At 40.0% G+C, this 22,826-nt stretch carries 21 protein-coding genes and 1 pseudogene; 21 read left to right on the forward strand and 1 reads right to left on the reverse strand.

The window, feature by feature from the left end; genetic code table 11:
• The first annotated feature begins 673 nt into the window (after nucleotides 1-673).
• Nucleotides 674-3,079, forward strand: a complete 2,406-nt coding sequence (locus QZR90_RS05250) for a YadA-like family protein (protein ID WP_295789557.1) — start codon at nucleotides 674-676, stop codon at nucleotides 3,077-3,079.
• Nucleotides 3,080-3,214: 135 nt separating this feature from the next.
• Here the strand turns inward: QZR90_RS05250 and QZR90_RS05255 are convergent, their stop codons facing one another.
• Nucleotides 3,215-3,709 (reverse strand): cupin domain-containing protein, encoded by a 495-nt coding sequence (locus tag QZR90_RS05255; RefSeq protein WP_295789560.1) that lies wholly within the window; start codon nucleotides 3,707-3,709, stop codon nucleotides 3,215-3,217.
• 547 nt (nucleotides 3,710-4,256) lie between these two features.
• Here QZR90_RS05255 and QZR90_RS05260 point away from each other — a divergent pair.
• From QZR90_RS05260 to pheT, 20 genes and pseudogenes are all read left to right on the forward strand, one after another.
• The gene (locus QZR90_RS05260) at nucleotides 4,257-5,270 is read left to right on the forward strand and encodes a GspE/PulE family protein (protein WP_295789563.1); all 1,014 of its coding nucleotides are present in this window, start codon (nucleotides 4,257-4,259) and stop codon (nucleotides 5,268-5,270) included.
• A 55-nt stretch (nucleotides 5,271-5,325) separates the two neighbouring features.
• A complete protein-coding gene (locus QZR90_RS05265) occupies nucleotides 5,326-6,369 on the forward strand; it encodes a type IV pilus twitching motility protein PilT (RefSeq protein ID WP_295789566.1) in 1,044 nt (347 codons plus the stop codon).
• A gap of 33 nt (nucleotides 6,370-6,402) precedes the next feature.
• Complete coding sequence (locus QZR90_RS05270; RefSeq protein ID WP_295789569.1) at nucleotides 6,403-7,587, forward strand: type II secretion system F family protein; 1,185 nt, start codon at nucleotides 6,403-6,405, stop codon at nucleotides 7,585-7,587.
• 129 nt (nucleotides 7,588-7,716) lie between these two features.
• Nucleotides 7,717-8,070, forward strand: a complete 354-nt coding sequence (locus tag QZR90_RS05275; protein ID WP_295789626.1) for a competence type IV pilus major pilin ComGC — start codon at nucleotides 7,717-7,719, stop codon at nucleotides 8,068-8,070.
• 65 nt (nucleotides 8,071-8,135) lie between these two features.
• Nucleotides 8,136-8,792: an A24 family peptidase gene (locus tag QZR90_RS05280; RefSeq protein ID WP_295789572.1), complete on the forward strand. Its 657-nt coding sequence runs from the start codon at nucleotides 8,136-8,138 to the stop codon at nucleotides 8,790-8,792.
• Nucleotides 8,764-9,300, forward strand: coding sequence for a type II secretion system protein (locus tag QZR90_RS05285; protein WP_295789575.1), 537 nt, complete (start codon nucleotides 8,764-8,766; stop codon nucleotides 9,298-9,300). Before QZR90_RS05280 ends, QZR90_RS05285 begins: the two co-directional genes overlap by 29 nt.
• Before the next feature lie 53 nt (nucleotides 9,301-9,353).
• Nucleotides 9,354-9,758: a hypothetical protein gene (locus QZR90_RS05290; RefSeq protein ID WP_295789578.1), complete on the forward strand. Its 405-nt coding sequence runs from the start codon at nucleotides 9,354-9,356 to the stop codon at nucleotides 9,756-9,758.
• Nucleotides 9,759-9,810: 52 nt separating this feature from the next.
• Complete coding sequence (locus QZR90_RS05295) at nucleotides 9,811-10,410, forward strand: hypothetical protein (protein WP_295789581.1); 600 nt, start codon at nucleotides 9,811-9,813, stop codon at nucleotides 10,408-10,410.
• Nucleotides 10,411-10,516: 106 nt separating this feature from the next.
• Nucleotides 10,517-10,843 carry a hypothetical protein gene (locus tag QZR90_RS05300; RefSeq protein ID WP_295789583.1) on the forward strand — a complete coding sequence of 109 codons (327 nt, stop codon included), beginning with the start codon at nucleotides 10,517-10,519 and terminating at the stop codon, nucleotides 10,841-10,843.
• Between the two features lie 205 nt (nucleotides 10,844-11,048).
• Nucleotides 11,049-11,921, forward strand: a complete 873-nt coding sequence (locus tag QZR90_RS05305; protein WP_295789584.1) for a hypothetical protein — start codon at nucleotides 11,049-11,051, stop codon at nucleotides 11,919-11,921.
• 12 nt (nucleotides 11,922-11,933) lie between these two features.
• Nucleotides 11,934-12,527, forward strand: coding sequence for a hypothetical protein (locus tag QZR90_RS05310; RefSeq protein ID WP_295789586.1), 594 nt, complete (start codon nucleotides 11,934-11,936; stop codon nucleotides 12,525-12,527).
• On the forward strand, nucleotides 12,505-12,990 hold the full coding sequence (locus QZR90_RS05315) for a hypothetical protein (RefSeq protein ID WP_295789588.1): 486 nt from the start codon (nucleotides 12,505-12,507) through the stop codon (nucleotides 12,988-12,990). Before QZR90_RS05310 ends, QZR90_RS05315 begins: the two co-directional genes overlap by 23 nt.
• Nucleotides 12,991-13,259: 269 nt before the next feature.
• Nucleotides 13,260-13,841, forward strand: coding sequence for a shikimate kinase (locus tag QZR90_RS05320; RefSeq protein ID WP_295789590.1), 582 nt, complete (start codon nucleotides 13,260-13,262; stop codon nucleotides 13,839-13,841).
• A gap of 19 nt (nucleotides 13,842-13,860) precedes the next feature.
• A complete protein-coding gene (locus QZR90_RS05325) occupies nucleotides 13,861-14,775 on the forward strand; it encodes an ATP-dependent 6-phosphofructokinase (RefSeq protein WP_295789628.1) in 915 nt (304 codons plus the stop codon).
• Between the two features lie 222 nt (nucleotides 14,776-14,997).
• Nucleotides 14,998-16,074: an efflux RND transporter periplasmic adaptor subunit gene (locus QZR90_RS05330; protein ID WP_295789592.1), complete on the forward strand. Its 1,077-nt coding sequence runs from the start codon at nucleotides 14,998-15,000 to the stop codon at nucleotides 16,072-16,074.
• Between the two features lie 9 nt (nucleotides 16,075-16,083).
• Nucleotides 16,084-16,782 (forward strand): annotated as a pseudogene (locus QZR90_RS05335) (ABC transporter ATP-binding protein); the annotation flags it as partial.
• A gap of 253 nt (nucleotides 16,783-17,035) precedes the next feature.
• Nucleotides 17,036-18,250 (forward strand): ABC transporter permease, encoded by a 1,215-nt coding sequence (locus QZR90_RS05340; protein WP_295789594.1) that lies wholly within the window; start codon nucleotides 17,036-17,038, stop codon nucleotides 18,248-18,250.
• Nucleotides 18,251-18,315: 65 nt separating this feature from the next.
• Entirely contained in the window at nucleotides 18,316-18,759 is a 444-nt protein-coding gene (locus QZR90_RS05345) for a PaaI family thioesterase (protein WP_295789596.1), read from the forward strand.
• 457 nt (nucleotides 18,760-19,216) lie between these two features.
• Entirely contained in the window at nucleotides 19,217-20,239 is a 1,023-nt protein-coding gene (gene pheS / locus QZR90_RS05350) for a phenylalanine--tRNA ligase subunit alpha (RefSeq protein WP_295789630.1), read from the forward strand.
• A gap of 12 nt (nucleotides 20,240-20,251) precedes the next feature.
• Nucleotides 20,252-22,696: a phenylalanine--tRNA ligase subunit beta gene (gene pheT / locus QZR90_RS05355; RefSeq protein ID WP_295789598.1), complete on the forward strand. Its 2,445-nt coding sequence runs from the start codon at nucleotides 20,252-20,254 to the stop codon at nucleotides 22,694-22,696.
• Nucleotides 22,697-22,826 lie beyond the last annotated feature (130 nt).

Genomic DNA, 22,826 nt, shown 5'->3' on the forward strand with positions numbered 1-22,826 from the left:
TTTAAGCATAATAGTTTAAGCATAATATTTTAGATATTAAATTAGATACCATATAGCTAAAGAGTGATAAAAAATAATAAAAAGTACTAACGAAAGTTAGTACTTTTTTTGTGCTTATGAGGGGGAGATAGCAAATATAGTATTATCGATCTCAACTTAGTTTAGTTGTTAAAAAATATAGAGAGAATGATGAAAATAATATTCAATTAATAAAATGTGCGATTTTACATAAAATTTACTGTGTATATATATTTACTTTACAATGATTAAAAAATCATTAAATCAGAAAAATAAGATATATTTATTTTGGTTGCAAAATACAAATAATCGATAGTTAATATAGGGATTTACCTGTAATGATAATTTTTTGTCTAATTTTGGTATAGATGTGACGAGTTTTAATACTGATAATAAAGATTCGTAATGTAAAACTTGAAAAATTAAATAAAAAAACATAAAAGTTTAAAAATTAAAATTTATAAACAAGATTAATATTGCATGAAAATACTAATTTATGGTAATCTAAATTCATGAAAACTATATTGATAAAAATAAATAAGTTAAACGTTAATTAATTAAATAAAATAATTAATGAATGATGAATTAACGTTGGACAGTAAAATTTCTTTATTAATAAAACAAATGGATGAGAATTAAGTTAGGAGGATGTTTAATGAGTACTGAATTAAACAAAAAACAAATGAAACGTTTTGCAGCTTTAGCCGTGGCAGCAGGTTTATTGGGAAGTAGCAATGTAATCGCTGCAGATCCAGATAATGTATTGAAGGGCACAGGCACTGGGCTGGCTGTAGGTGCTACGGCGGATACAGGCGATAATTCTAATGCTACAGCAGTCGGTGATAAAGCGAAAGCTACTGCAGGGGCGACAGTAGCTATCGGTAGTGGTGCACAAGCTACTTCTGGTTTTGCTGTAGCTATTGGTGGTAGTAGTACTAAAGCATTAGGAAGCCAGTCGATTGCAATTGGCTCTACAGCAAATACTAATGCTTCAGCTACACAGTCCGTAGCGCTTGGGCAGCGCGCAAGAGCATGGAATGTAGGCGCTGTTTCTTTAGGTAGCTATGCTACAGCTTCAGGTTTACATGCTACAAGTGTTGGTTATTATTCTCAAGCAACTGGCAGTCAATCAGTTGCTATGGGGATATCTTCTGTTGCTCAAAATGCTCATGATACAGCTGTTGGTGCAGGGGCTAGAGCTATTGGTGGTGTTACTGTCGCATTAGGGGGCGGCAGCTTGGCGGCTCAAAATCAGGCTATTGCTGTAGGGGGCAATGCTAATGTAAGTGCTACATCTCATAGTGGCATTGCTATTGGTAGCCAAGCATATGTGGGAAAACCTGATGAGAAACATCCAACAGTGGTACAACCAGAAGCTGAACCAGAAGATAAAGACTATACTGTAGATTACACGATTGGTGAAAAATATGATGTACAACCAATTGATGATACTGTATCTACTACACCAGGTTTAGAAACTAAGAACTCTATTGCTATTGGTTTACAAGCTAAATCCTTTGGCCTTCAAACTTTGGCTATGGGTGCTGGTTCTGAAGCTCATGATTCTAATTCCGTTGCCGTAGGGCCAGCAGCAATTGCTAAAGGCAATTATGCCATTGCTATTGGTCAACAATCACGTACAGCTTTTGACAATACCGTGGCGATTGGTCACTATACGGAAGCTCGTGGTGAACAATCTACAGCACTTGGTTACTATTCTCGCGTAAGTGGTAAGAATAATACGGCATTAGGTGATTATTCTCGTCTAGAAGGCGTATCTGACTCTGTGGCCGTAGGTTCTCATTCTCGTTCGTTATTAAATAATTCTGTTGCCTTAGGTAAAGATTCTTTGGCAGCACCTAGTACAGACTTTAACAATAAAGCGTATTTAAGTGATGAAGATTTCAATGTATCACAAGGTGTTGTATCTGTAGGTAATGTGGCTTATTCTGTAGGTTCTGGTGATGATAAAAAAGATATTGCCGTAAATAATCGCCGCATCATCAATGTAGCAGGTGGTTTTGCTGATACAGATGCTGTTAACGTTGCGCAATTACGTACCTTAGCAGACCGTGTAGTGCCAATTTATTCTGGTGGCTCTACTTCAGGTGATACTTACAAATCTGGTAATACAATCAACAGTACAGGTACATTAAATACATTAGCCTTTGATTTTGGTGAAGGCCTTAAAGCACAAGAAGTAGGCGCTGATAATGATAAACGCGTATTAGTGACTCTAGATAAAGAATATATTGACCAAAATCCTGATCTTAAAGGAGAAAAGGGTGAAAAAGGTGACACCGGCGCACAAGGCCCTCAAGGTCCACAAGGAGATGCTGGCCCTAAAGGTGATACTGGTGAAACTGGTCCTAAAGGTGACACCGGCGCACAAGGCCCACAAGGAGAAGCTGGTCCTAAAGGCGATAATGGTGAAACTGGCCCTAAAGGTGATAAAGGTGAAACTGGTGCACAAGGTCCTAAGGGCGATACAGGGGCACCAGGACAAGATGCTCCAACTAATGCGCCAAACACTAGTGGATTAACAATCTCGGGTGGCCCAACAATTACTAAGGATTTAGTCGATGTAAATGGTCAACAAATCCATGGTGTGGCCGATGGTACTGCTTGGAATGATGCCGTTAATGTAGGTCAATTACGTGGCGTTGAGTCCAAATTAAATAAGAAAATTGAAAAGACTGGTGCAATGAGTGCGGCTTTAGCAGCTCTTAATGGCACTTATGATTTAGATTATAAGAAAACAGCAATTAATGCAGGTCTTGGCTATTATAAAGGTGAATCTGCTATTGCTTTAGGTGTAGCACATCGCTTGAATGAAGATGTACGTTTAAGTGCAGGCTTAGCGTATAGCGGTAATAGCGACACTATGGTAAATGCTGGTATTTCTTGGGCTGTTGGCAGTGCGCCTAATGCAAGTGTTAACATCCGCGAAGAAAATAAAGAGCTTCGTGGTCGTTTAGAAACGTATGAAGCACGTTTAGAAGCACAACAGGCTGAAATTAATGAATTAAGAGCTTTAGTACAACAAAGCTTACAAAAATAAAAAGAAGAGAGAACATATAAAAAATGCTGTAGTTCTATTTAAGAACTACAGCATTTTGACTATAAGGCGACTTGATATTCATTTTATCAAGCCGCCTTATTTTTATAGAGTGTCTATTTTTAAATTTTAAACTTTTTATTTCTTTTCAGGTTGTGGATGATTTAACGCATAGGTATCATTTTGAGCAATAATATCCAAGAATACAAGTGGCTCTTCCTTTTCATTGCGCAATGCATGACCTTGACCAGGGCGTGCAATAGTAATGTCACCGGCTTTTACAACAGTTTCTTTGCCTGTGCCATCCATGAAGATACCTTCGCCAGAAACGATGATATAGGTGTCTTCATTTACACCATGTGTGTGGAGACCAATGGATGCACCTTTTTCTAACGTCATCCAGCCGATTTCTTTGATGGCCGCTTCTTTAGAAGCTTGGTCACGTGTAAAGGAGAACTTACCAAATAAAGTCCCTTCACCTTTAGCTACATTTTGCTTATCAAGAGTGATGAGCTGATCTTTTGGATAATATTGCTCATCTGGAGCAAATTGAGTTTGCTCAGCAGCTAGTGCTGTACCTGTAGCGAGAACACCAGCCAATGCTAATACAGCTGTTAATTTTCTTAATTTCATACAATTCCTCCTTACAAACCTAATCATTAATTGCCTTACTAGGCAAGTCAGCGTTTGTCATATTTACTCATTGTTTTAGAAAGTGATTGCACTATTCACAAAATGAACTATGCCTTGAATTAATAGTAAATATGCAAATTGTTAATGTAAGTATAATCCTATTTAATGCAGATGACAAGAGTTTAATGAACATTAGTAGTTCTTAGCATATTTATAAAAAGATGTTTCAACATATTTATAAAAGCTGTTTAAGCAAGTTTATAAAAATATGCTCAAGCTAATTTATAAAAATATGTTTAAACAAGCATATGTGCTCTGTTGAGCATACTCATCTTATTAAGCCGCTTTTATAGGGGAAATTTTAGTTTTAACGAATCCTGTAAGCAGAGGCTACTATTGAAAAAGTCTAGTACGATAAAGTCTAATGTGACGGAGTTGGTGCGATAGAATGCTGACTATAGGTTGATTATAGTATGAAGCGTTATAGTATGAAAATCATAGTTATACAAAAAGTAGCCATACATTAAGTTAGTACAGGGGGATTTTGATGTTTCAAGTGGAATTTGAGTTAGATCGGATTATTAAGGAGGCTATAGAATTAAAAGCTAGCGATATTCATTTTGATGCAGCACCTGCGGCCTTACTTATTCGCCTAAGAATACATGGAAGTCTTCAAATTAAAGAGGAAATACCGCGAGGCCGAGCTGAGCAATTAATTAATCGTATTAAAATTCTCAGTGGCATGGATATAGGCGAAAAGCGATTGCCTCAAGATGGTCGCTGGTCGTGGACCGATAAGGGGGATTCTCCCTCTTATATGCTTCGCGTGTCATCGTTGCCCTCTGTATATGGGGAGACGATTGTTTGCCGCATAGTGGGCAATGAAAATTGCTATAAAAATTTACGTCAATTAGGCATGAGCGAAGCGCTTTATGCATTGGTCAGTGATACCTTAAAACGGCCTCATGGTCTATTGTTAGTCAGTGGTCCTACAGGTTCAGGGAAAACCTCTACTTTATATGCCTTATTGCGTTTATTACATGTAGTGGAAGAGAATGTAATTTCCCTAGAAAATCCTGTTGAAGCCGATATTCCAGGGGCCATACAGGTACAGATTAATTCGAAAATTGGCTATACCTTTCCTTATGCTTTGCGTGCAGTTCTTAGACAAGACCCAGATACTATTATGGTGGGAGAGATTCGTGATGTAGAAACTGCTGAACTAGCAGTTCAAGCTGCCTTGACGGGGCATCGCGTGTTGGCCACGATACATACTAATGATGCGGTAGGCGTAAGAGAACGTTTATTAGATATGGGTATTCCCGACTATTTAGTACGTGCCACTTTATTGGGCGCTTTAGCCCAGCGATTAGTACGGATTAAGACTGAAGAAGGCCATAGTCGTAAGGCAATTTATGAATTTCTTAAAATTCCGAGCAAAAATGTTAATTGGCAGGCATTAGACCAGTATGTAAAACCTACCTTACAGGAATCTGGTGAAGACTTGCTGCGACAAGGGCTTACTACGAAAGACGAATTGCAGCGAGTAGGTTTAACATGAATTAGTGCGAGTGAGGGACGGTAACATGAGTTAGAGCGGAGAACGAGGCATATGTATGTTATATCCTATGTTAGATTGGGCTATTAAATATAGAGCTACAGATATTCATTTAGAATACGGCGGAGAGCCACGATTTCGGTTAGGTGCAGATTTAGTGAAATTAGAGGAGTTAAGTGCGCAGCATACTTACAAAGAAAATGGTCCCGAAATGCCATCTCGTACTTCTACGATACAAGTTGATGAATGCATATTTTCTCAGCTTATTGAGGTTTGTCATGGGGACTTACATATGGTAGATGGTGCATTTTCTTATGGGGATATACGAGTTCGTGTACATCTCTTTAAGGCGCAAGAGATACAATGTGGCACATTGCGCCTTTTATATAATGGAGATTTACAATTACCAGACGATGAGGAAGGTGAACTATTAAAGAAATTAGCGCTATTAAAAGAGGGCTTAGTCATTATTAGTGGACCCACTGGTTCAGGTAAATCCTTTGCGCTGGCGAGCTGTATTCAGCACATTAACTTGTGTGAATCAAGGCATATTGTGACCTTGGAGGATCCTATTGAGTTTGTCTTCTCCAACCAGAAGAGTTTGATACATCAGCGCCAATTAGGGCAAGATGTGAGCTCTATGGCTTTAGGAATAAAAGAAGCGTTACGGCAAGATCCTGATGTAATTATGATTGGTGAATTGCGTGATCGTCCTACTTTAGAGGCCGCCTTACATGCGGCAGAAACAGGGCATTTAGTATTTGCCACCTTGCATACACAACGAGCTGTAATGGCGATTAACCGTATAATTTCTATTTTTCCAGGGGAACAACAAGAAGAGGTGCGGTCTCAATTATCTCAAGTGCTGAGAGCCGTTATATGTCAACGGTTGGTAAGAAAAAATAATCAATTTATAACAGTAAGGGATATTTTATTAAATAATTCGGCAGTAGCTAATTTAATCCGTCAACGAAAAGAACCGCAAATTGTATCTATCCAAGAAATGCAGCGCCCCATGCAAACTATGGAAATGGCTGTAGCTAAGTTGCAATATAATTGGGGGCACTGTGAAGAGTTAGAGGCAGTTCTAGAGGATATATAGAGTTGGCATATTCGAGGAGGTGAGGTACAAGGTATGAAGCAATTTACTTATGTTGTATATGATGAGAAAGGGGGGATGCAAGAGGACTCATTATGGGCTGAATCGGTAGAAGAGGTAAAGTTGAAGCTAGTGTATCGCGGTTGGAAGATTATTCGCATTGAATCAGCCAAGCAAAGTAATCACAAAAGGCGCCACTGGTCCTATAAGGATGTGGTGGAGTTTTCCTATCGCATGAATTTACTCTTAGAAGCGGGGATTTCAATTCGTCGTGTTATGCAGTTTTTAAGCACGAGGCCAAGTAAACATATACCCTATGCTTTGATAAATGAGTCAATTCAACAGGGCCATCAGTTATCAGTGGTGCTAGAGGGAACGGGATTTCCACTTATCGGACAGGCTTTAATTTGTGCCGGGGAAGCGGCAGGTACTGTAGGGCAAAGCTTTAAACAAGTTAAATCGTACTATGAAAAGCAATTAGCTTGGCGACGGCAATTGTGGGGTGCAGCTACTTATCCATTATTTTTATTTGCTTTAATGATGGTTTTTCTAGCGGTGGCTATTGGTTTTATTATTCCATCGTTTAAAAAAGTATTGCTCAGTATGAATGTGCCTTTACCTTGGATAACTAAAGTGCTCTTTCAGCTGGGGGACTTTATTTCGGCACATTTACTTTTGTGTCTATTAGGGCCTTTGCTAGTGCTGTTATTAAGTAGTATGATCTTTAGACGGCCTGCTATGAAATCTAGGTTAGCAAAAATGTTTTGGCAATGGGGTGCGCATCATGAATGGTTTGATGCATTCTTTTTAGCTCGCATGACAGAAATTTGGGCCATTTTATTGGAATCTGGTGTGAGTATGACGGAGCTATTACGATTGTCAGAGAATTTGTGGGGCAATAGCTATGCTACTAGTTTACAAAAAAAGGTAGCACAGCAGGTGAAAGAAGGTGCTAGCTTTAGTAATGCGTTAAAGCTAGTCGGCTTAGGAAATGAGTTCTTATGGGAGTTGTTACTTATGGGGGAAGAGTCTGGCAGTATGGTAGATATGTTACTCCACTGTAGCCAATATTATGAGCAAATTACGAAGCGCTACATGCATAAAGCACAGCAATTAATGGAGCCGCTCATGATTTCACTTATGGGGATAGGCGTAGCAATTCTAGTTCTGGCGGTGATGCTTCCTATGTTTAATTCAGTTACAGCCATTCAAGGTATGTAACGATTGTTGTAAGGGATTGAATATAAAGTGATTTTTTGAAAGGGGTATTATATGACAATAGAAAGTATGGGGCGGATTTGTAAAGAGTGGTGTAATTTTAGTTCTAGTAAGAGCCATTGGCAAAAACGAATGAGAGCTAGACGTAAAGCTCAGGGCGGTTTTACATTAGTTGAATTAATGGTTGTAGTGGCAATTATTGCTATTTTAGCAGCCGTAGCGATGCCACAATTTTTAAATGCTGGCGATAAAGCCCGTGATGCAAAGATTCAGGCAGACCAGCAGACCATAAGTAATGCGGCACAATTATATATGATTGATAAATCTACTGATTCTGTGCCAACTGTATCTGATTTGTATAAAGAAGGATATTTATCTGAAGAAGTAAAGACACCTAAAGGTGGTGAATATACCATTTCGGCTGAAGCAAATGCTGGTGGAAAGGGTCAGCATATTGTAGTTAAGGCAAGTGATGAAGCAGAATAGTAAATTTAGAGAACACTAGTTAGTTTATTTGTTACTAAAGGTCATAAGGTAGTTACATGTGGTATATGCATTGGATCATAAATGCTTTAGTAGGCATGGCAGTGGCTAGAGGTGGACTCTACATATGCAATATATGGCAGCTAGGACGAGAACGGCGTTCTACTTCCTTCTATCTCTTCTCGATAAGTGTAGGTTTGAGTTTTGGCATATGTTGTGGCTTCCTAGAGCCTCATACAGACTTAGCTATATTGACAATTTTCTTCGGATTCGTTTTATTTATGGGCGCTACCATCGATTGGCAGTACCTTATCTTACCAGATGAGGGCGCTATATTTTTACTCATAAGTGGAATAGTTAGATTGTGGTTAATTGGCGAGTCTATTATGAATGCTGTAACTTCTATCTTTATAGTATTTTTTCTGGGCTGGTGTATGTACCGCCTGTGTCATCACTCTATAGGTTTAGGTGATGTGAAATGGCTAGCAGTTAGTATTGCTTGGATTCCCTGGGAACTACTGTGGCTGGTCCTTTATATAGCCTTTGTTAGTGGCAGTCTATATGTAGTCATCAGGCTAATCTATGAGCGAATTAAAACACCAGAACATCGGCAGTGTATAAAGGGCAAACGACTACCTTTTGGACCTTTTTTATGTAGTTCAATTTTTATTGTGTATATATGGGGAGACGCTATCAGTGCTTGGTACTATAACTGCTTTTGGTAAGAAAGTTCATTCAACTACAAGCTTTGGTAAGAAGCAACATTCGTCTAGAGCGAGCGGTTTTGTGTTAGCAGAGGTGTTGATTTATACCACTATCATAGCTGTGTTTGCTGCAGTAGCTTTAGTGTCAATTCACAGCGTAACTAATGAAGCACGTGTATTTGATCATATGACGCGGCTATTTTATTACAATTTAAAGCGCACACAGCTAATATCCTTACAGGGGCGTACTGGCGATGTGGCCAGTGAATATAACACAATGACAGTTTTTGACGAACAGTATGTGACAAATATGTATGAACCTTTATGGGGCAAAGAAACTATGGAGCTTCCTGAAACGATGATATTAAAAATTAATGTGCGTCGAAGTAATACGATTGATGCTAGTGGCTACGAAGGGCAAGATAATGCATCGACCTTAGAGTTGTATGATAAAGAATTACGTCGTGGAAGGCAGTATATTTTCTCACAACAGACTGCTCGCATTCGGTGGATTGATGTTACTTATTGAAGGGATTGTTTATGGAAAAATGAAAGTATGTTCAAGCTAGGAGCTAGTACATAATGAAGAATAGTAGTTTGTTCAAAAAGAATGAGGCTGGCTTTTTGTATTTAGATGCTTTAGGTGGCACTACTATAGTGGCTATAGTTATTTTAGCGGTTGCTACTATATTGGGAAGCTTGACCTTGCAGTATAGAATGGCTCGTATTGAATCAGAAGCCTTACAAATTGCTATCTCCGAGATGGAATTAGGGAAGTATGAAGCTCAGGCCGGTATGCTTAGTACCTCAATAAATAAGGATATTAGTAGTGGGGCTGGCTTGTGGTCAGATGCTTTTAAAGTAGAGCGACGTATGACCATTGAATCTGTAGGGCCAAAGCCACTGAAAAGATTGCAGGTGAAAGTGTATTATGACGATCAAGAGTGCATTACCCTTTGGACATATATTTGGGAAGGGTTTTCTTAGAAGATGTTTATCTATAAGAGTAAAGAAGCAAAAACAGTTGCAAGTGAAGAACATGCGACTGTATGTAAGCAATGCGCAAAATGGAGTTGAATCAGGGGCTCTATTGGTAGAGGCTGTAGTAGGCATGACTATTATTTTATTTGCTATGGGGAGCTTTTTAACACTTATGGCTCAGAGTTTTAGTTGGGCTCAACATTTACAGATTCGAAATGAACTGATGTATGAAAATATGACCGGGCGCCAGGTTTTGCGATATGCTTTGTTGAATACAGAAGCGCCGATTACCGTCAATTATAATTCGCGGTATTTAATTTGGGATGGGAAGCGGCGTTATGGCATTGAATATGGAGAGCTGCGGCGCCTGTTAGAAAATGGGCAAAAGCAGGCTTTATCATCGCCCACAATCAGCCCCAATTGGGGGAGCCTAGAAGTTACATCGGTGGCTAGCAGGTCTCATTTTACGCAGCTCACTTATGAAAGTAGGAAAGACGGCATAGGACCTATTCAGATGGAATGGCAAATGCTTCTAAAACCTTCGGCACCACTGACAATACCGATTCCACCGGAAACCACTCGAATGACTATATATCCTATGCATACATATTTTATGAGACCTTTTGATTTTATCACTGAAGGCATTGGGGACACTTAGGATGAAAGGACGAAATTATTACCAATCTAGGAGCTCATCAAGGGGCTTTTTCACTTATATGGCTTTATTTTTAGGAACTATTTTATTGTTATTTTGGAGCCAGCTTATGGCTGAAATGAAGATTGTTATACAAATTATGCATGACGAAGTGAAGCTGACTGAGGTGAATTACGAGGCTGAAGCTATGTTAGTAGTGCTTTTACAAGAATATAAACACCGAGGGTATATGATGACTGATGAGGTGATGACAGTGTATTCCGAGAAGGATGAACGGGTTACCTCGTATCGTTTATTAAGACCTTTGAGGAAAGGGGCTACAGGCCATCTCATAGTAAGAGTAAAGCATGAAAAGACCGGGTTACAAGCTCAGTATGTGGCGGAATTTCAGCAGGTGGAAGAACAGATTATTTTAAAATCAGTAAGACGTATGTAGTTTGCAGAGAGCTAGTTGTGGATATCGCATAATTTTGTGTATACGGTATAGTTGAGCCTATATCGTGTTTGAATATATACAGTGCGGTTGAGTATACGGTGTAGTTGAGTCTATACCATGTAGTTGAATATATATAGTACAGTTGAGTATACCGTGCAGTGAAGTACATAGTGAGGTTATGTATACAGTTAGAGGAGTTATATTTATGAAACATAGATTTACAGGCATTGCAATTAGTGATACGAACATGATTGGCATAGATCTTGCATATAAAAAAGGGGAATTTTTAGTTCAAGATGTGTTTCAATTACGGCGACAAGGCCAGCTAGTAGATGACTGTCAACGTTTTATAAAACACTTCTCTATTGAAGGGCAGCGTATGGCTGCAGCTGTTATTTCTGAGCGGCAAGACTTTTTGTTAGTAACACCTTCTTTAAGCCGCTTTGAAACGGCTGATTTATTAAAATGGCAAATCGGAGATTATGTAGATTGGCCAGAGGATTATTACTATTATGACTTTGTCATTGAAGACACACCGCCAGATTTTATTTCCTCAGGAGATGTGGAGCAACAGTTTGTTTATGTCGTTGCTTTGCCTCAGGCTTTAGTAAAAGATGTAGCAACAGGCCTATTAAAGGGGCATGGGAATCTTGAGATTATAGACTTTTTCCCTGGCGCTTTAACTAGGCGTTTTGTCGAGCATAATGGCAGTGTTATTGCTTTATTTAAGGCCCGTTCTGTAGAGCTTACAGGCTGGTATCGCCATATGTGTATTACAAAATGTGAATTGCCTTTAGATTTAGAGGCCGTGAAAACTGGTGTAGAGCAGTTAGAGACTGACCTCTATGCTCATTGCGTGCCAGGTATTGCCGGCATTGCTTGCTTTGAAGTAGAATTGGCAGATAATTCCGAACAGACTTTAGAGATTAAGGAATTATTGAAAATCTATGGTGAGTTAACGCCTATAAACAATATTGCGCAAGTGTCAGTGTGTAATGAAGTTGCTGAGGCAGAACCGCTTTTATGGCATATGGCCTTGGGGCTTGCTATTCGAGGTCTATATAAACCTTCGTATTAAAAGGAGTTAGTCATGAACTTTATGACTTTAGGTATGCGTTGGCGCAAATGGTATATTCTTAGAAAGTCTTACATATTGGTAACTATAGTTATTTTAATAGGGATTCCTTTGTATCTATTGAGTAGAAGTATTAGTTTTTATTTGGCTGCAGAGGACTTGCATGATGAGATCAACCAAATAAAGCTTCAGGGCAAGGCCAATCATGAATTAGTTAAAGACTATGAAGCGCAAAAAATTGCATTGTTGATGCATCCTTTAGAGGCTAAGTCAAAGTATGAAAACAGTGTAAATGATACGAACGAAGCTTCTGGTGGCAATAAAGAAAATAAACAGAAAAAAACTCGTGGAGAACTAGGTAGCTTACTGAATACGATGGTGTATTACATCTTAGTGGAGGCTGACGACCAGGTTCAGTTAGAAAGTATTCGCATCATGGAAAACGAGTTTACTATAAAAGGGCGCACTGTGTCAGCGGAGGCAGGCACAGCTTATGTGCAACGTTTAAAGTTAAAGCTAAAGGAGGCGGCTTTATCTGACAAGCAAGGAACTGACCCAGCTAATAAAATGGCTACATTTGAAATTCATGGCAGCCTTAAAGGAAGTTAAGCTACCAGCTAAATGGGTAGGGCTGGCTTTCACAGGATATGCCCTGATGTTAATAATTAGCATTATTGTATATTCTTGGTCTTATAATCACGTGCAGGCGTATGAAGGCGAGCGCCTTTTGGTGGAGTCCCAAAAAGTAAGTGATACATATATTGTAGAAAGTGAGTCATATAAACTTGTACAGCAGTTGAATCAGAATTATAGTCTAGGAGAGATTAAGAATATAGTTCTGTCAAAAGTAGCAGATCATCGCTTACAGCTTTTAGCTTTAGAAGAAGTAAAGCAGTCTAAGGGAAACGATGTGGAGGCGCTGCGACTTGAAGTAACTGGCGATTTGCAAGAATTTTTACTCCTTATGAATAAAATAAGCGAGACCTATCCTATGGTACAATGCAGGCCAGAATCTATGGTGCTGCAAAATGGACAACTTCATATGGTGTATATGATATATAGTGTATTGTAAATTTAGTACTGCAGTTTTAGTATCAGTATCATAGTTTTAGTATTGCACTTTGGGGAGTATTATTTTTGTATTGTAGTTTTGAATATATATATTAATTGAAATGTATCGTATTCTAAGGATATGTGAATAAGCCAAGACACATATATTTGCAAGATTTAGGTTTAATACATGAGCAAATATAACTGTCTTGGCTTTTATTTGTTCAAATTTTTCCTGCCATGTAGTACAATGAAAGGTAAGAAATTAACAGATAAAACAGGCGGGATATGATGAAACGAAATATAATTTTAATTGGAACCATGGGGAGTGGGAAGAGTCATCTGGGACGCAATTTAGCTGAGGCTAAAGGCTGGCAGTTTGTTGATACCGATAGATTGCTAGAGCGTCGATATAATTTGCCCATTGCCCAAATTTACGAAAAATTAGGCGAGAAAATGTTTCGCGCGGCAGAGCGTGAAATTTTAAAGAAAGTATGCTTGTATCATGAGTCTGTCATTTCAGTGGGAGGCAACTTTCCTATTGATGTTCGTACTTTGCGATATTTACAGCGTTATGCTTATATTGTAGGCATCCGTGCTGCTAATTATCGGATTGTAAAGCGCGTCAATCGCCGTATTGGGAAACGGCCAACCATGGATTATAATGATGTAGGTGGTTTTGTAGAGTCTATGCTACAAGTGTGGAAGCCACTGTATAAAAAATGTGATTTAGTGATTGATACTACCTATGGGCGCACCGAAGACTTAATAGACCGCATTCATGAGTCCATCGAAGCAGATGGCGTGGAGTTTAAGAAACGTCGACCATTAACGGGAGGGACATATAGTGAAAAATCTAGCAATTCTAACTAGCGGTGGTGATGCGCCAGGTATGAACGCGGCAGTTCGTGCCTTAGTTCGTAAGGGCGTATTTGAAGGCTATTCCATTTATGGCATTCGTCGCGGTTATGAAGGTTTATTGCATCGCGATATTATTCCTTTAGATCGACGTGATGTAGGGGCCATTGTCAATAAAGGTGGCACTATGCTCAAAACGGCGCGTTGCCCAGAATTTTCAGAGATTGAAAATCAGATAAAAGGAGCTCAAATTTTAAGAGACCATCATATTGACGCTTTACTTGTTATCGGTGGTGATGGGTCTATGGCGGGCGCTAAAGCGTTAAGTGATCAAGGCGTCCCTACGATTACCATTCCAGGTACTATAGATAATGATATGTGTGGTTCAAAATATACGATTGGTTTTGATACGGCATTAAATACAATTGTTGAAGCTGTTGGTAAAATTCGCGACACATCAACTGCCCATGACCGTGTAGCCATTGTAGAAGTAATGGGACGTCATGCAGGGCATTTAGCTGTTCAAGCAGGCCTAGCTTGTGGTGCTGAAATGGTTTTAATTCCAGAAAAGCCACTACCTTTAGACCAAGTCTGTGACCATTTGCGTGCATCCTATGAGGCGGGCAAAACCAATAGTATTATTATGGTTGCAGAAGGGGCATATCGCAGTTTTGAAGTGTGCTCGTATATTAAGGAACATATGGATATTTCTCCTAGTGTGACTGTACTCGGATATTTACAGCGTGGTGGTTCACCGTCTGCCAAAGATACAACTATGGCCGCCTTGATGGGAGAAAAGGCCATTGATACATTGAAGTCAGGGCAATATAATTGCTTGATTGGTGTCACTGATGCGGGCATAGAGGCTATTCCTTATGAAGTGGCTAAAGATATACGCTATCCGATTGATGAGGGGCAATACCAATTAATATCAGTACTGGCAAGATAAAATTAGTTGTTCTAAAGACCTGTATTAGCACGATAAAGCGTATTATTGAGATAAATTCATGAGTAACTCATTGGTTACGCATATAATTGCTTATATTTATACTGCATAAATTGTATATATTTTTGAGCGAACGTAGTTTTGGGCGCGAAAAAGCTTTAAATGAAAGTAGTGAAAATCATACACTATAGATTGCAACAGACTACAGAAAAGGAGTAAATGTGAATGTGGAGGAATCGTAAGTTTTGGGGGATTTTGGTCCTTGTATTGATTATAGCAGGCGCAGCATTCTATTATTTTAAATCAAATGATAGTGGCGCAGCACCGACGTATACTACCGGCAAGGTAGAGCGAGGAAATATTTCGACTATTATAACTGCTACGGGTACTATTAACCCAGTAAACTATGTAGATGTGTCTACTAATGTGGCGGGGAAATTAGAGACTGTATTAGTTAAGGAAAACCAACATGTTACAGAAGGTCAAGTGATTGCGACCATTGATGATCGCCAATTACAAGCTGCCGTAGATGATGCGAAAGCGACTATGGATACGAGCAAAATTAATTTAGATCGTTATGAGATTTTATTAGCTCAAGGGGCTATTTCACAGCAAAGCTATGACACGGCTAAAGAGACTTATGATAAAGCGGTGGCAGCTTATGACCGTGCAAAGGCTACGCTTGATGATTCTGTAATTACAGCACCAATGGATGGTACGGTTATTGGTACACCATTAAAAGTAGGTCAAACGATTAGTACTGGTATTTCCACACAGATGATTATTGCTACAGTGGCTGATTTAAGCAATTTAGAAATTTACTTAACAGTTGACGAAACAGATATTGGTAGCATTAAACAAGGTTCTCGCGTAGACTTTACAGTGGATGCGCACCCAGGTAAAACTTATACTGGTACAGTAAGTGATATTGCTCTTGGCACAAAGGGGAATATGGGTACAACAAGTTCTACAGTAGTGTATTACACAGTAAAAGTAGCTATTCCAGAGTCTGTAGCTGGTGATTTCTTCCCAACTATGACGGCTCGTGCCACTATTTATGGGGATGAACAAACCAATGTATTGGTAGTGCCTTTGGCAGCTGTTCGTACCGATAAAGTAGGGGAATATGTATATGTTATTAAAGATGGTAAACCAGTTCGAACTAGCGTAACAACCGGTATTACGGGCGATACTACAATCGAAATTACTAAAGGTCTCAATGAAGGTGATGAAATTGTAGTGAGCGGTGACGTAAGCTCGGCGGCAAAGACCACTAAATCTGGTGGCGGACCAATGTTTTAGGAGGCGCTTATGAATAAAGAAGCGGTAATAACATTGGAAGGCATTACCAAGACCTATATTAATGGTAAATTGGTAGTGCCCGTATTGCATGGCATAGACTTGTCCATTTATGAAGGGGAATTTACCTCCATTATGGGCCCTTCTGGTTCCGGGAAGTCTACGTTTATGAATATTTTAGGTTGCTTAGACCGACCTACCTCTGGCTCATATAAGCTAGATGGGGAAGAAGTGGCCACGCTCAGCGATGATGAATTAGCCTTTGTGCGCAATAAGCGCATTGGCTTCGTATTCCAAAGCTTCAATCTGTTACCAAAATTGACGGCACAAGATAATGTAGCATTACCTATGGTGTACGCTGGGGTTAAAAAGCAAGAGCGTAAAGAGCGAGCAGCTGAACTTTTAACTGCCTTAGGCTTAGGTGATCGACTTGACCATTTGCCAGCGGAACTCTCTGGTGGTCAAAGACAGCGTGTGGCCATTGCGCGTGCGTTGGCTAATAACCCGTCCATCATCATGGCCGATGAGCCTACAGGGAACTTAGACTCTAAGTCATCTGTAGATGTAATGGAAATTTTTACTAATTTATATAAGGAAGGCCGTACGATTATTCTCGTTACGCATGAGCCAGATATTGCGACCTATGCGAGTCGCAATATTGTCTTGCGTGACGGTTTAGTAGTGGAAGATAAGCAAAATCCTCATATGACAGGGTTAACAGCAGCGCATCAAGAAGCTTATGCAAAAGCACATCAAGCTGATGGTGTGGTTGCAACTTCTACTGAAACTAAAGCTAGTACTGAAACTAAAGCTTCCACTGAAACTGAAGCTGCTACTGAAACTGAAACTGCTACTGAAACTGAAACTGCTACTGAAGCTCAAGATTCTACTGAAATCAAAGCTTCATCTGAAACTAAAGCAAGTGATTCAGCTCATGACAGCACGGCCAAAGGAGGTGAGGCTCATGTATAAAGAAGGATTTCTCATGGCCTGGGCCTCTATTGTAGCGAATAAAATGCGCTCTCTCTTGACTATGCTGGGGATTATTATTGGCGTGGCTGCTGTAATTGCTCTCGTATCTATTGGCTATGGTGTGCGCAGTCAGATTCAAGACTCTATTTCTAGCTTAGGGAGTAATCTTCTCATGGTATATCCTGGTGCGCCACGGACGCCAGGGGTGCGACCAACAGCAGACTCGCAAAAAACGCTAAAAGTAGATGACTTTAAAGCAATTTCTCATCTTGATGGTGTTGAATTAGCCTCACCAGTATCGGCTGGTTCTAGCTATATCGTTATTTATACGAATAAAAACTGGACTACTAGTGTCAATGGTGTTAGTGCCAATTTCCAGGAAATTAACAATTGGACCGTTAAATCCGGCCGCTTTATTACGGATGCTCAAGTAGAGCGTCGCGAAAGGGTAGCTGTTATTGGTAACACCGTTGCGACGAATCTATTTGGCGATGAAGACCCTGTTGGTAAGGATATTCGTATTAAAAATAATCCTTACAAAATTGTAGGCGTTCTTGACGCCAAGGGATCTGGTAGCTTTGGTAATGACCAAGATGATATCGTATTTATCCCCTATACTACAGGGATGGAGCGACTTCAAGGGGTCGATTATCTTCGCATGATTTACATTCAAGCGAAAGAAGGCGACGATTTAACGCGCATTCAATCTGATGTGGAGAATATCTTGCGTGTAAGACACAAGGTAAAAAATCCAGAACTTGATGATTTCAATGTGCGTAACATGGCGACTGTTATGGAGACAGTGGAAGAAACAACCGCCACTATGACCATGTTCCTAGGTGCTGTAGCAGCGATTTCCCTTGTAGTTGGGGGCATTGGCATTATGAATATTATGCTCGTGTCCGTAACTGAGCGAACTCGGGAAATTGGGGTGCGCAAAGCCTTAGGGGCTACGTACCAGACTATTGTTATGCAGTTTTTAATTGAAGCTGTTGTAATTAGTTTAGTAGGCGGTGCCATTGGCATTGTCATTGGGATTGGTGCCTCGAAGGCCATCAGTGCCGTGTCGGGGATGACGACGGTAATTTCCATGGGGCCTATTTTATTATCCTTTGGATTCTCCATGGCCATCGGCTTAATATTTGGTTTATACCCAGCTCGTAAAGCGGCTAAGTTAAATCCAATTGATGCACTTCATTATGAATAAGTATATGCCAGCATTTGCTGATGAAGTAAGTGCTGGCCATTCTGATATATAGGGAGAGTGATTGTATGGCAAAAGAAATGAGGACCTTAGTTGATTTTTTCAACTCCATTCGCGAGGTAAACACTTTCGAGTGGTCAAAGGACTATGTCATTACTAGTGGCCGACCAGGGCATTTAGAAATGACCTTTACGACTGATGCAGAGCGACATATTAACTTCCAGGGAGCAGTACAAGGTGGCGTATATGCTACTTTTTCTGATATTTTGATGGGGGTTGCTTGCTTCACCTTAGGCCGCAAGGTGGTTACTATGGAGTTAAAGAGTAATTTCTTAAAAGGCTGTAAGGCTGGTGAAATCTTGCGCGGTGTAGGCAATGTAGAGCACAGTGGACGCAATACGATGGTAGCGACGAGTCGCATCTACAATGAAGTAGGCGATTTAGTTTATATTGGCAGTGGCACCTTTTACGTAACGGGAGGCTTAGATTTGCCAAGCTTGCCTTGGGCTTAAATAGGTATGTGTAAGATCTAAGGGTTGGTTTTATAAATTATGTTAAGACTTATACACTAAGACTTATGCATTAAGACTTATGTGTTAAGACTTATGTGTTGAGACTTATGTGTTAAGTCTTATGTGCTAAGAGTTATGGTGTGGACTATCCTTAGATAAGCCTTTGACAAGCCCTTAAATTCTTTGGTATACTAACTCATAGATTAATAAGTTATATAGGCTATGACAAAATTGGCCACTTAGTTTAGATTTCTCAGAGAGTAAAGCATTGGTGTGAGCTTTATAAATCGGCTAGGACAGGCCCTTCCTTTTGGAGCTATGGATTGAACTAAGAGTAGATTCATCGTGACGCCGCGTTAAGGCATTTGAGTACTAATTAGGGTGGTACCGCGAGTTTATACAACCTTCGCCCCTTGCCAGGGGTGGAGGTTTATTTTTTTAGGAGGCTATTATGGGCATGGAAGAAACATTACAGGCATTGAAACAGCAAGCCGCAGAGCTGATTAAAGGCGCTGATGCATTGCCAAAATTGCAAGAAGCAAGAGTTAAGTATTTAGGTAAAAAAGGTGAGCTCACAGCTTTGCTTAAAGGTCTTGGCAAATTAGCTGCTGAAGAACGCCCACGCATGGGTGCTTTAGTAAATACAGTGCGCCAAGAATTAGAAGCTATGATTGAAGATGTGCAAAGCAAATTAGAAGCTGAAGTATTAGCGGCTAAATTAAGTACTGAGAAAATCGATATTACATTGCCAGGCCGTGCTGCGCGCCAAGGCCATGTACATCCATTGACAGCTGTTAATGAGATGATTGAAGCATTCTTTATGAAAATGGGCTACACTGTAGCAGAAGGTCCTGAAATTGAAAGTGACCATTTTAACTTTGAATGCTTGAACTTGCCTGCTGACCATCCAGCTCGTGATATGCAAGATTCCTTCTACATTACAGAAAATATTTTACTTCGTACACATACATCGCCAGTGCAGGCTCGTACACTTCAAAGCCAAGAGCCAAATAGCCCAGTGCGCATGATTGCACCAGGTAAAGTATATCGTTGGGACTATGATGCTACGCATTCTCCTGTATTTCATCAAGTAGAAGGCCTCGTAGTAGATAAGGGCATCACGTTCTCTGATCTAAAAGGGACTCTCGAGCTTTTCTTGCGTCACATTTTCGGTGAAGAAACTAAAGTACGCTTCCGTACTAGCTTCTTCCCATTTACAGAACCAAGTGCTGAAGTAGATATTTCTTGCTGCATGTGTCATGGCGAAGGCTGCCGCGTATGCTCTCATACTGGTTGGCTTGAAATCTTAGGCTGTGGTATGGTGCATCCAGAAGTGCTTCGCATCAATGGTTATGACCCTAATGAAGTGCAAGGCTTTGCCTTCGGTATGGGGGTAGAGCGTATTGCTATGTTGCTTTACGGCATTGGCGACTTGCGCTTATTCTATGAAGATGATGTAAGATTCTTGAAGCAGTTTTAGGAGGGTATACGAATGAAAGCTAGTTTAACATGGATGAAGGACTATGTGCCTGTAGATACGACCAAACCTGTTCAGGAATTGGCCGATACATTGACAAAGAAAGGGATTCCTGTAGAAGAGGTTATCTCTGTAGATCCTGGTCTTAAGAAAATTTTTACAGGTAAAATTATTGAAATCACAAAACATCCTGATGCAGATAAATTACAAGTGTGTCAGGTAGCTTGTTTAGATGATAAAACAGGGGAAGAAATTACCAAGCAAATCGTAACTGCTGCTACTAATGTAGCTGTAGGGCAAGTGGTACCAGTGGCATATCATAAATCACGATTAGCTGATGGTACTGAAATTAAAAAAGGTAAACTTCGCGGTGAAGTATCTGATGGTATGTTCTGCTCCGTTGCAGAATTGGGCGTATCTAAAGATTTAGTATTGCATGGTGAAGCTGAAGGCATCTACATTTTGCCAGAAGGCACTCCAATTGGCATGGACATTCGTAATGCGCTAATGCTAAATGACACCGTGTACGAATTTGAATTGACTCCAAATCGCGCTGACTGTTTCTCTATGATTGGTTTGAGCCGTGAATTTGCTGTTATGACTGGTGAAGAGGCTAAAGAACCAACTATTACTGTTGAAGAAACAGGGGCAGCCGTAGCTAATGAATTACAAATCAAAATTGAAGATAGCGAACTTTGCCAACGCTTCATGGGCCGTGTTGTATCGAACATTACTGTAAAACCAAGCCCATTATGGCTTCAAAATCGCCTTCGCAACTCTGGTATTCGCCCTATTAACAATGTAGTTGACGTTACGAATTATGTAATGCTTGAATATGGTCAACCAATGCATGCCTATGATTATGACGAATTAGCGGGCCATAGCTTAACTGCTCGTGCTGCTAAAGCAGGCGAAACGATCAAGACTCTAGACGGCACTGATCGTGAACTTAGTGAGGGCATGATTGTTATTGCTGATGAAAAACGACCTGTTGGTGTTGCTGGCGTAATGGGTGGTTTTGATACAGAAGTGTCTGAAAAGACTACGACAGTAGCTTTAGAAGCGGCTGTATTTAAACCAGCGTCTATTCGCCGTACAGCTCGTGCACTTGGCATGCGCAGTGAAGCATCTGGTCGCTTTGAACGCGGCATCAATGATGTGTACACAGCTAAAGCGCTTGACCGTGCAGCACAATTGTTAAAAGAGCTTGATAGTGCCGTGGAAATTCACCAAGGCGTTGTTGACGTATATCCAGTGAAAGCAGAAGCTCGTACTGTTAGCTTTACGGCAGAGGCTATTAATAGCTACTTAGGTACAGAGATTCCAGAAGCACGTATGGAAGAAATTTTAAAAACGTTGTCCTTTGGCTGGAATAAAGCAGGTGATACTATTACGGTTGATGTGCCATCTTGGCGCAATGACGTAAGCGTTATGCCAGATATTGCTGAAGAAGTAGTGCGTATTTATGGCTATGATAATATTCCATCCACTACGCCATGGGCTCATTTGCATAGCGGTACGATTAGTGAAAAGAAACAAGTAGTAAAACAAATTCGCAATACCTTGGTAACACATGGTTTAAGTGAAATTATTACCTTTAGCTTTATGCATCCAGATAGCCTTAAAAAATTGTTGCTACCAGAAACAGATGCTCATTATACAGCCGTACCGATTTTAAATCCGATTACAGAAGATTTCCCAGTGATGCGTACGTCTTTATTGCCTAGCATGCTAGATGCAGCAGTGCGCAATGTGGCACAAAAGAACCATGATTTATGGCTCTTTGAAACGGCGGCTACATATCATCCAACAAGCTTACCTGTGACTGAATTGCCAGTAGAAAAACAAGAAGTTTGTGGTCTTATGATGGGCAAGGTAAATGATGTACAATGGAGTGAACAACAACGAGCAACAGATTTCTATGATGTAAAAGGCGTAATTGAATCTGTACTCCAAGCACTTCGCATTGAAGCAACTATTGAAACTACTACCGTGCCATATTATCATCCAGGTGTAAGCGCTCAATATGTAGTAGAGGGCAAAGTAATTGCTACCTTAGGGGAACTTCATCCACAAGTGGTGAAAAACTATGACTTATCCGGCAAAATTTATGCTTTTGAAATGGATGTAACGGCGATTTTAGAATTGAGCCGTGGTCATTTGCAATATGCAGGTATTAGTAAATTCCCTGGCACAAGCCGTGACCTTGCTATTGTGGCGCCTAATACAATTTCTTCTGAAGCGATTAGTCGTGTTATATACGAAAAAGGCGGTCAGTTCTTAGAACGTGCTTTCGTATTTGACGTATACGAAGGGGAACATATTGAAGCAGGCTTCCGCAGCTTAGCTTATAATTTATCCTTCCGAAGCAATGAAGGTACTCTTACTGATGAAGACATTGAACCAGCTATTAATGATATTTTGGCAGCACTTAATGAAATGGGCTGTAAATTGCGTTAATAGGCAGTATGTAACCATAACAACATAATTAAATATATAAAGACTCCTACTTTGAATATTAAAATCCATTATATTAATTAATGTGATGTATTTAAGGTAGGAGTTTTTTGTAATATTTTTGTAAAACTTT

Origin of the sequence: uncultured Veillonella sp. (genome assembly GCF_900545795.1) — a bacterium.
Classification (GTDB): domain Bacteria; phylum Bacillota; class Negativicutes; order Veillonellales; family Veillonellaceae; genus Veillonella_A.

What these genes read in the sequence shown, in the direction of transcription:
- pheS (WP_295789630.1), top strand. Translation starts at nt 19,217, where the DNA reads ATGGAAGAAACATTACAGGCATTGAAACAGCAAGCCGCAGAGCTGATT.
- QZR90_RS05345 (WP_295789596.1), top strand. Translation starts at nt 18,316, where the DNA reads ATGGCAAAAGAAATGAGGACCTTAGTTGATTTTTTCAACTCCATTCGC.
- QZR90_RS05320 (WP_295789590.1), top strand. Translation starts at nt 13,260, where the DNA reads ATGAAACGAAATATAATTTTAATTGGAACCATGGGGAGTGGGAAGAGT.
- QZR90_RS05310 (WP_295789586.1), top strand. Translation starts at nt 11,934, where the DNA reads ATGAACTTTATGACTTTAGGTATGCGTTGGCGCAAATGGTATATTCTT.
- QZR90_RS05315 (WP_295789588.1), top strand. Translation starts at nt 12,505, where the DNA reads ATGGCAGCCTTAAAGGAAGTTAAGCTACCAGCTAAATGGGTAGGGCTG.
- QZR90_RS05325 (WP_295789628.1), top strand. Translation starts at nt 13,861, where the DNA reads ATGAACGCGGCAGTTCGTGCCTTAGTTCGTAAGGGCGTATTTGAAGGC.
- QZR90_RS05250 (WP_295789557.1), top strand. Translation starts at nt 674, where the DNA reads ATGAGTACTGAATTAAACAAAAAACAAATGAAACGTTTTGCAGCTTTA.
- QZR90_RS05300 (WP_295789583.1), top strand. Translation starts at nt 10,517, where the DNA reads ATGGCTGAAATGAAGATTGTTATACAAATTATGCATGACGAAGTGAAG.
- QZR90_RS05305 (WP_295789584.1), top strand. Translation starts at nt 11,049, where the DNA reads ATGAAACATAGATTTACAGGCATTGCAATTAGTGATACGAACATGATT.
- QZR90_RS05275 (WP_295789626.1), top strand. Translation starts at nt 7,717, where the DNA reads ATGAGAGCTAGACGTAAAGCTCAGGGCGGTTTTACATTAGTTGAATTA.
- QZR90_RS05280 (WP_295789572.1), top strand. Translation starts at nt 8,136, where the DNA reads ATGCATTGGATCATAAATGCTTTAGTAGGCATGGCAGTGGCTAGAGGT.
- QZR90_RS05270 (WP_295789569.1), top strand. Translation starts at nt 6,403, where the DNA reads ATGAAGCAATTTACTTATGTTGTATATGATGAGAAAGGGGGGATGCAA.
- QZR90_RS05330 (WP_295789592.1), top strand. Translation starts at nt 14,998, where the DNA reads ATGTGGAGGAATCGTAAGTTTTGGGGGATTTTGGTCCTTGTATTGATT.
- QZR90_RS05265 (WP_295789566.1), top strand. Translation starts at nt 5,326, where the DNA reads ATGTTATATCCTATGTTAGATTGGGCTATTAAATATAGAGCTACAGAT.
- pheT (WP_295789598.1), top strand. Translation starts at nt 20,252, where the DNA reads ATGAAAGCTAGTTTAACATGGATGAAGGACTATGTGCCTGTAGATACG.
- QZR90_RS05340 (WP_295789594.1), top strand. Translation starts at nt 17,036, where the DNA reads ATGTATAAAGAAGGATTTCTCATGGCCTGGGCCTCTATTGTAGCGAAT.
- QZR90_RS05255 (WP_295789560.1), bottom strand. Translation starts at nt 3,709, where the DNA reads ATGAAATTAAGAAAATTAACAGCTGTATTAGCATTGGCTGGTGTTCTC.
- QZR90_RS05290 (WP_295789578.1), top strand. Translation starts at nt 9,354, where the DNA reads ATGAAGAATAGTAGTTTGTTCAAAAAGAATGAGGCTGGCTTTTTGTAT.
- QZR90_RS05295 (WP_295789581.1), top strand. Translation starts at nt 9,811, where the DNA reads ATGCGACTGTATGTAAGCAATGCGCAAAATGGAGTTGAATCAGGGGCT.
- QZR90_RS05260 (WP_295789563.1), top strand. Translation starts at nt 4,257, where the DNA reads ATGTTTCAAGTGGAATTTGAGTTAGATCGGATTATTAAGGAGGCTATA.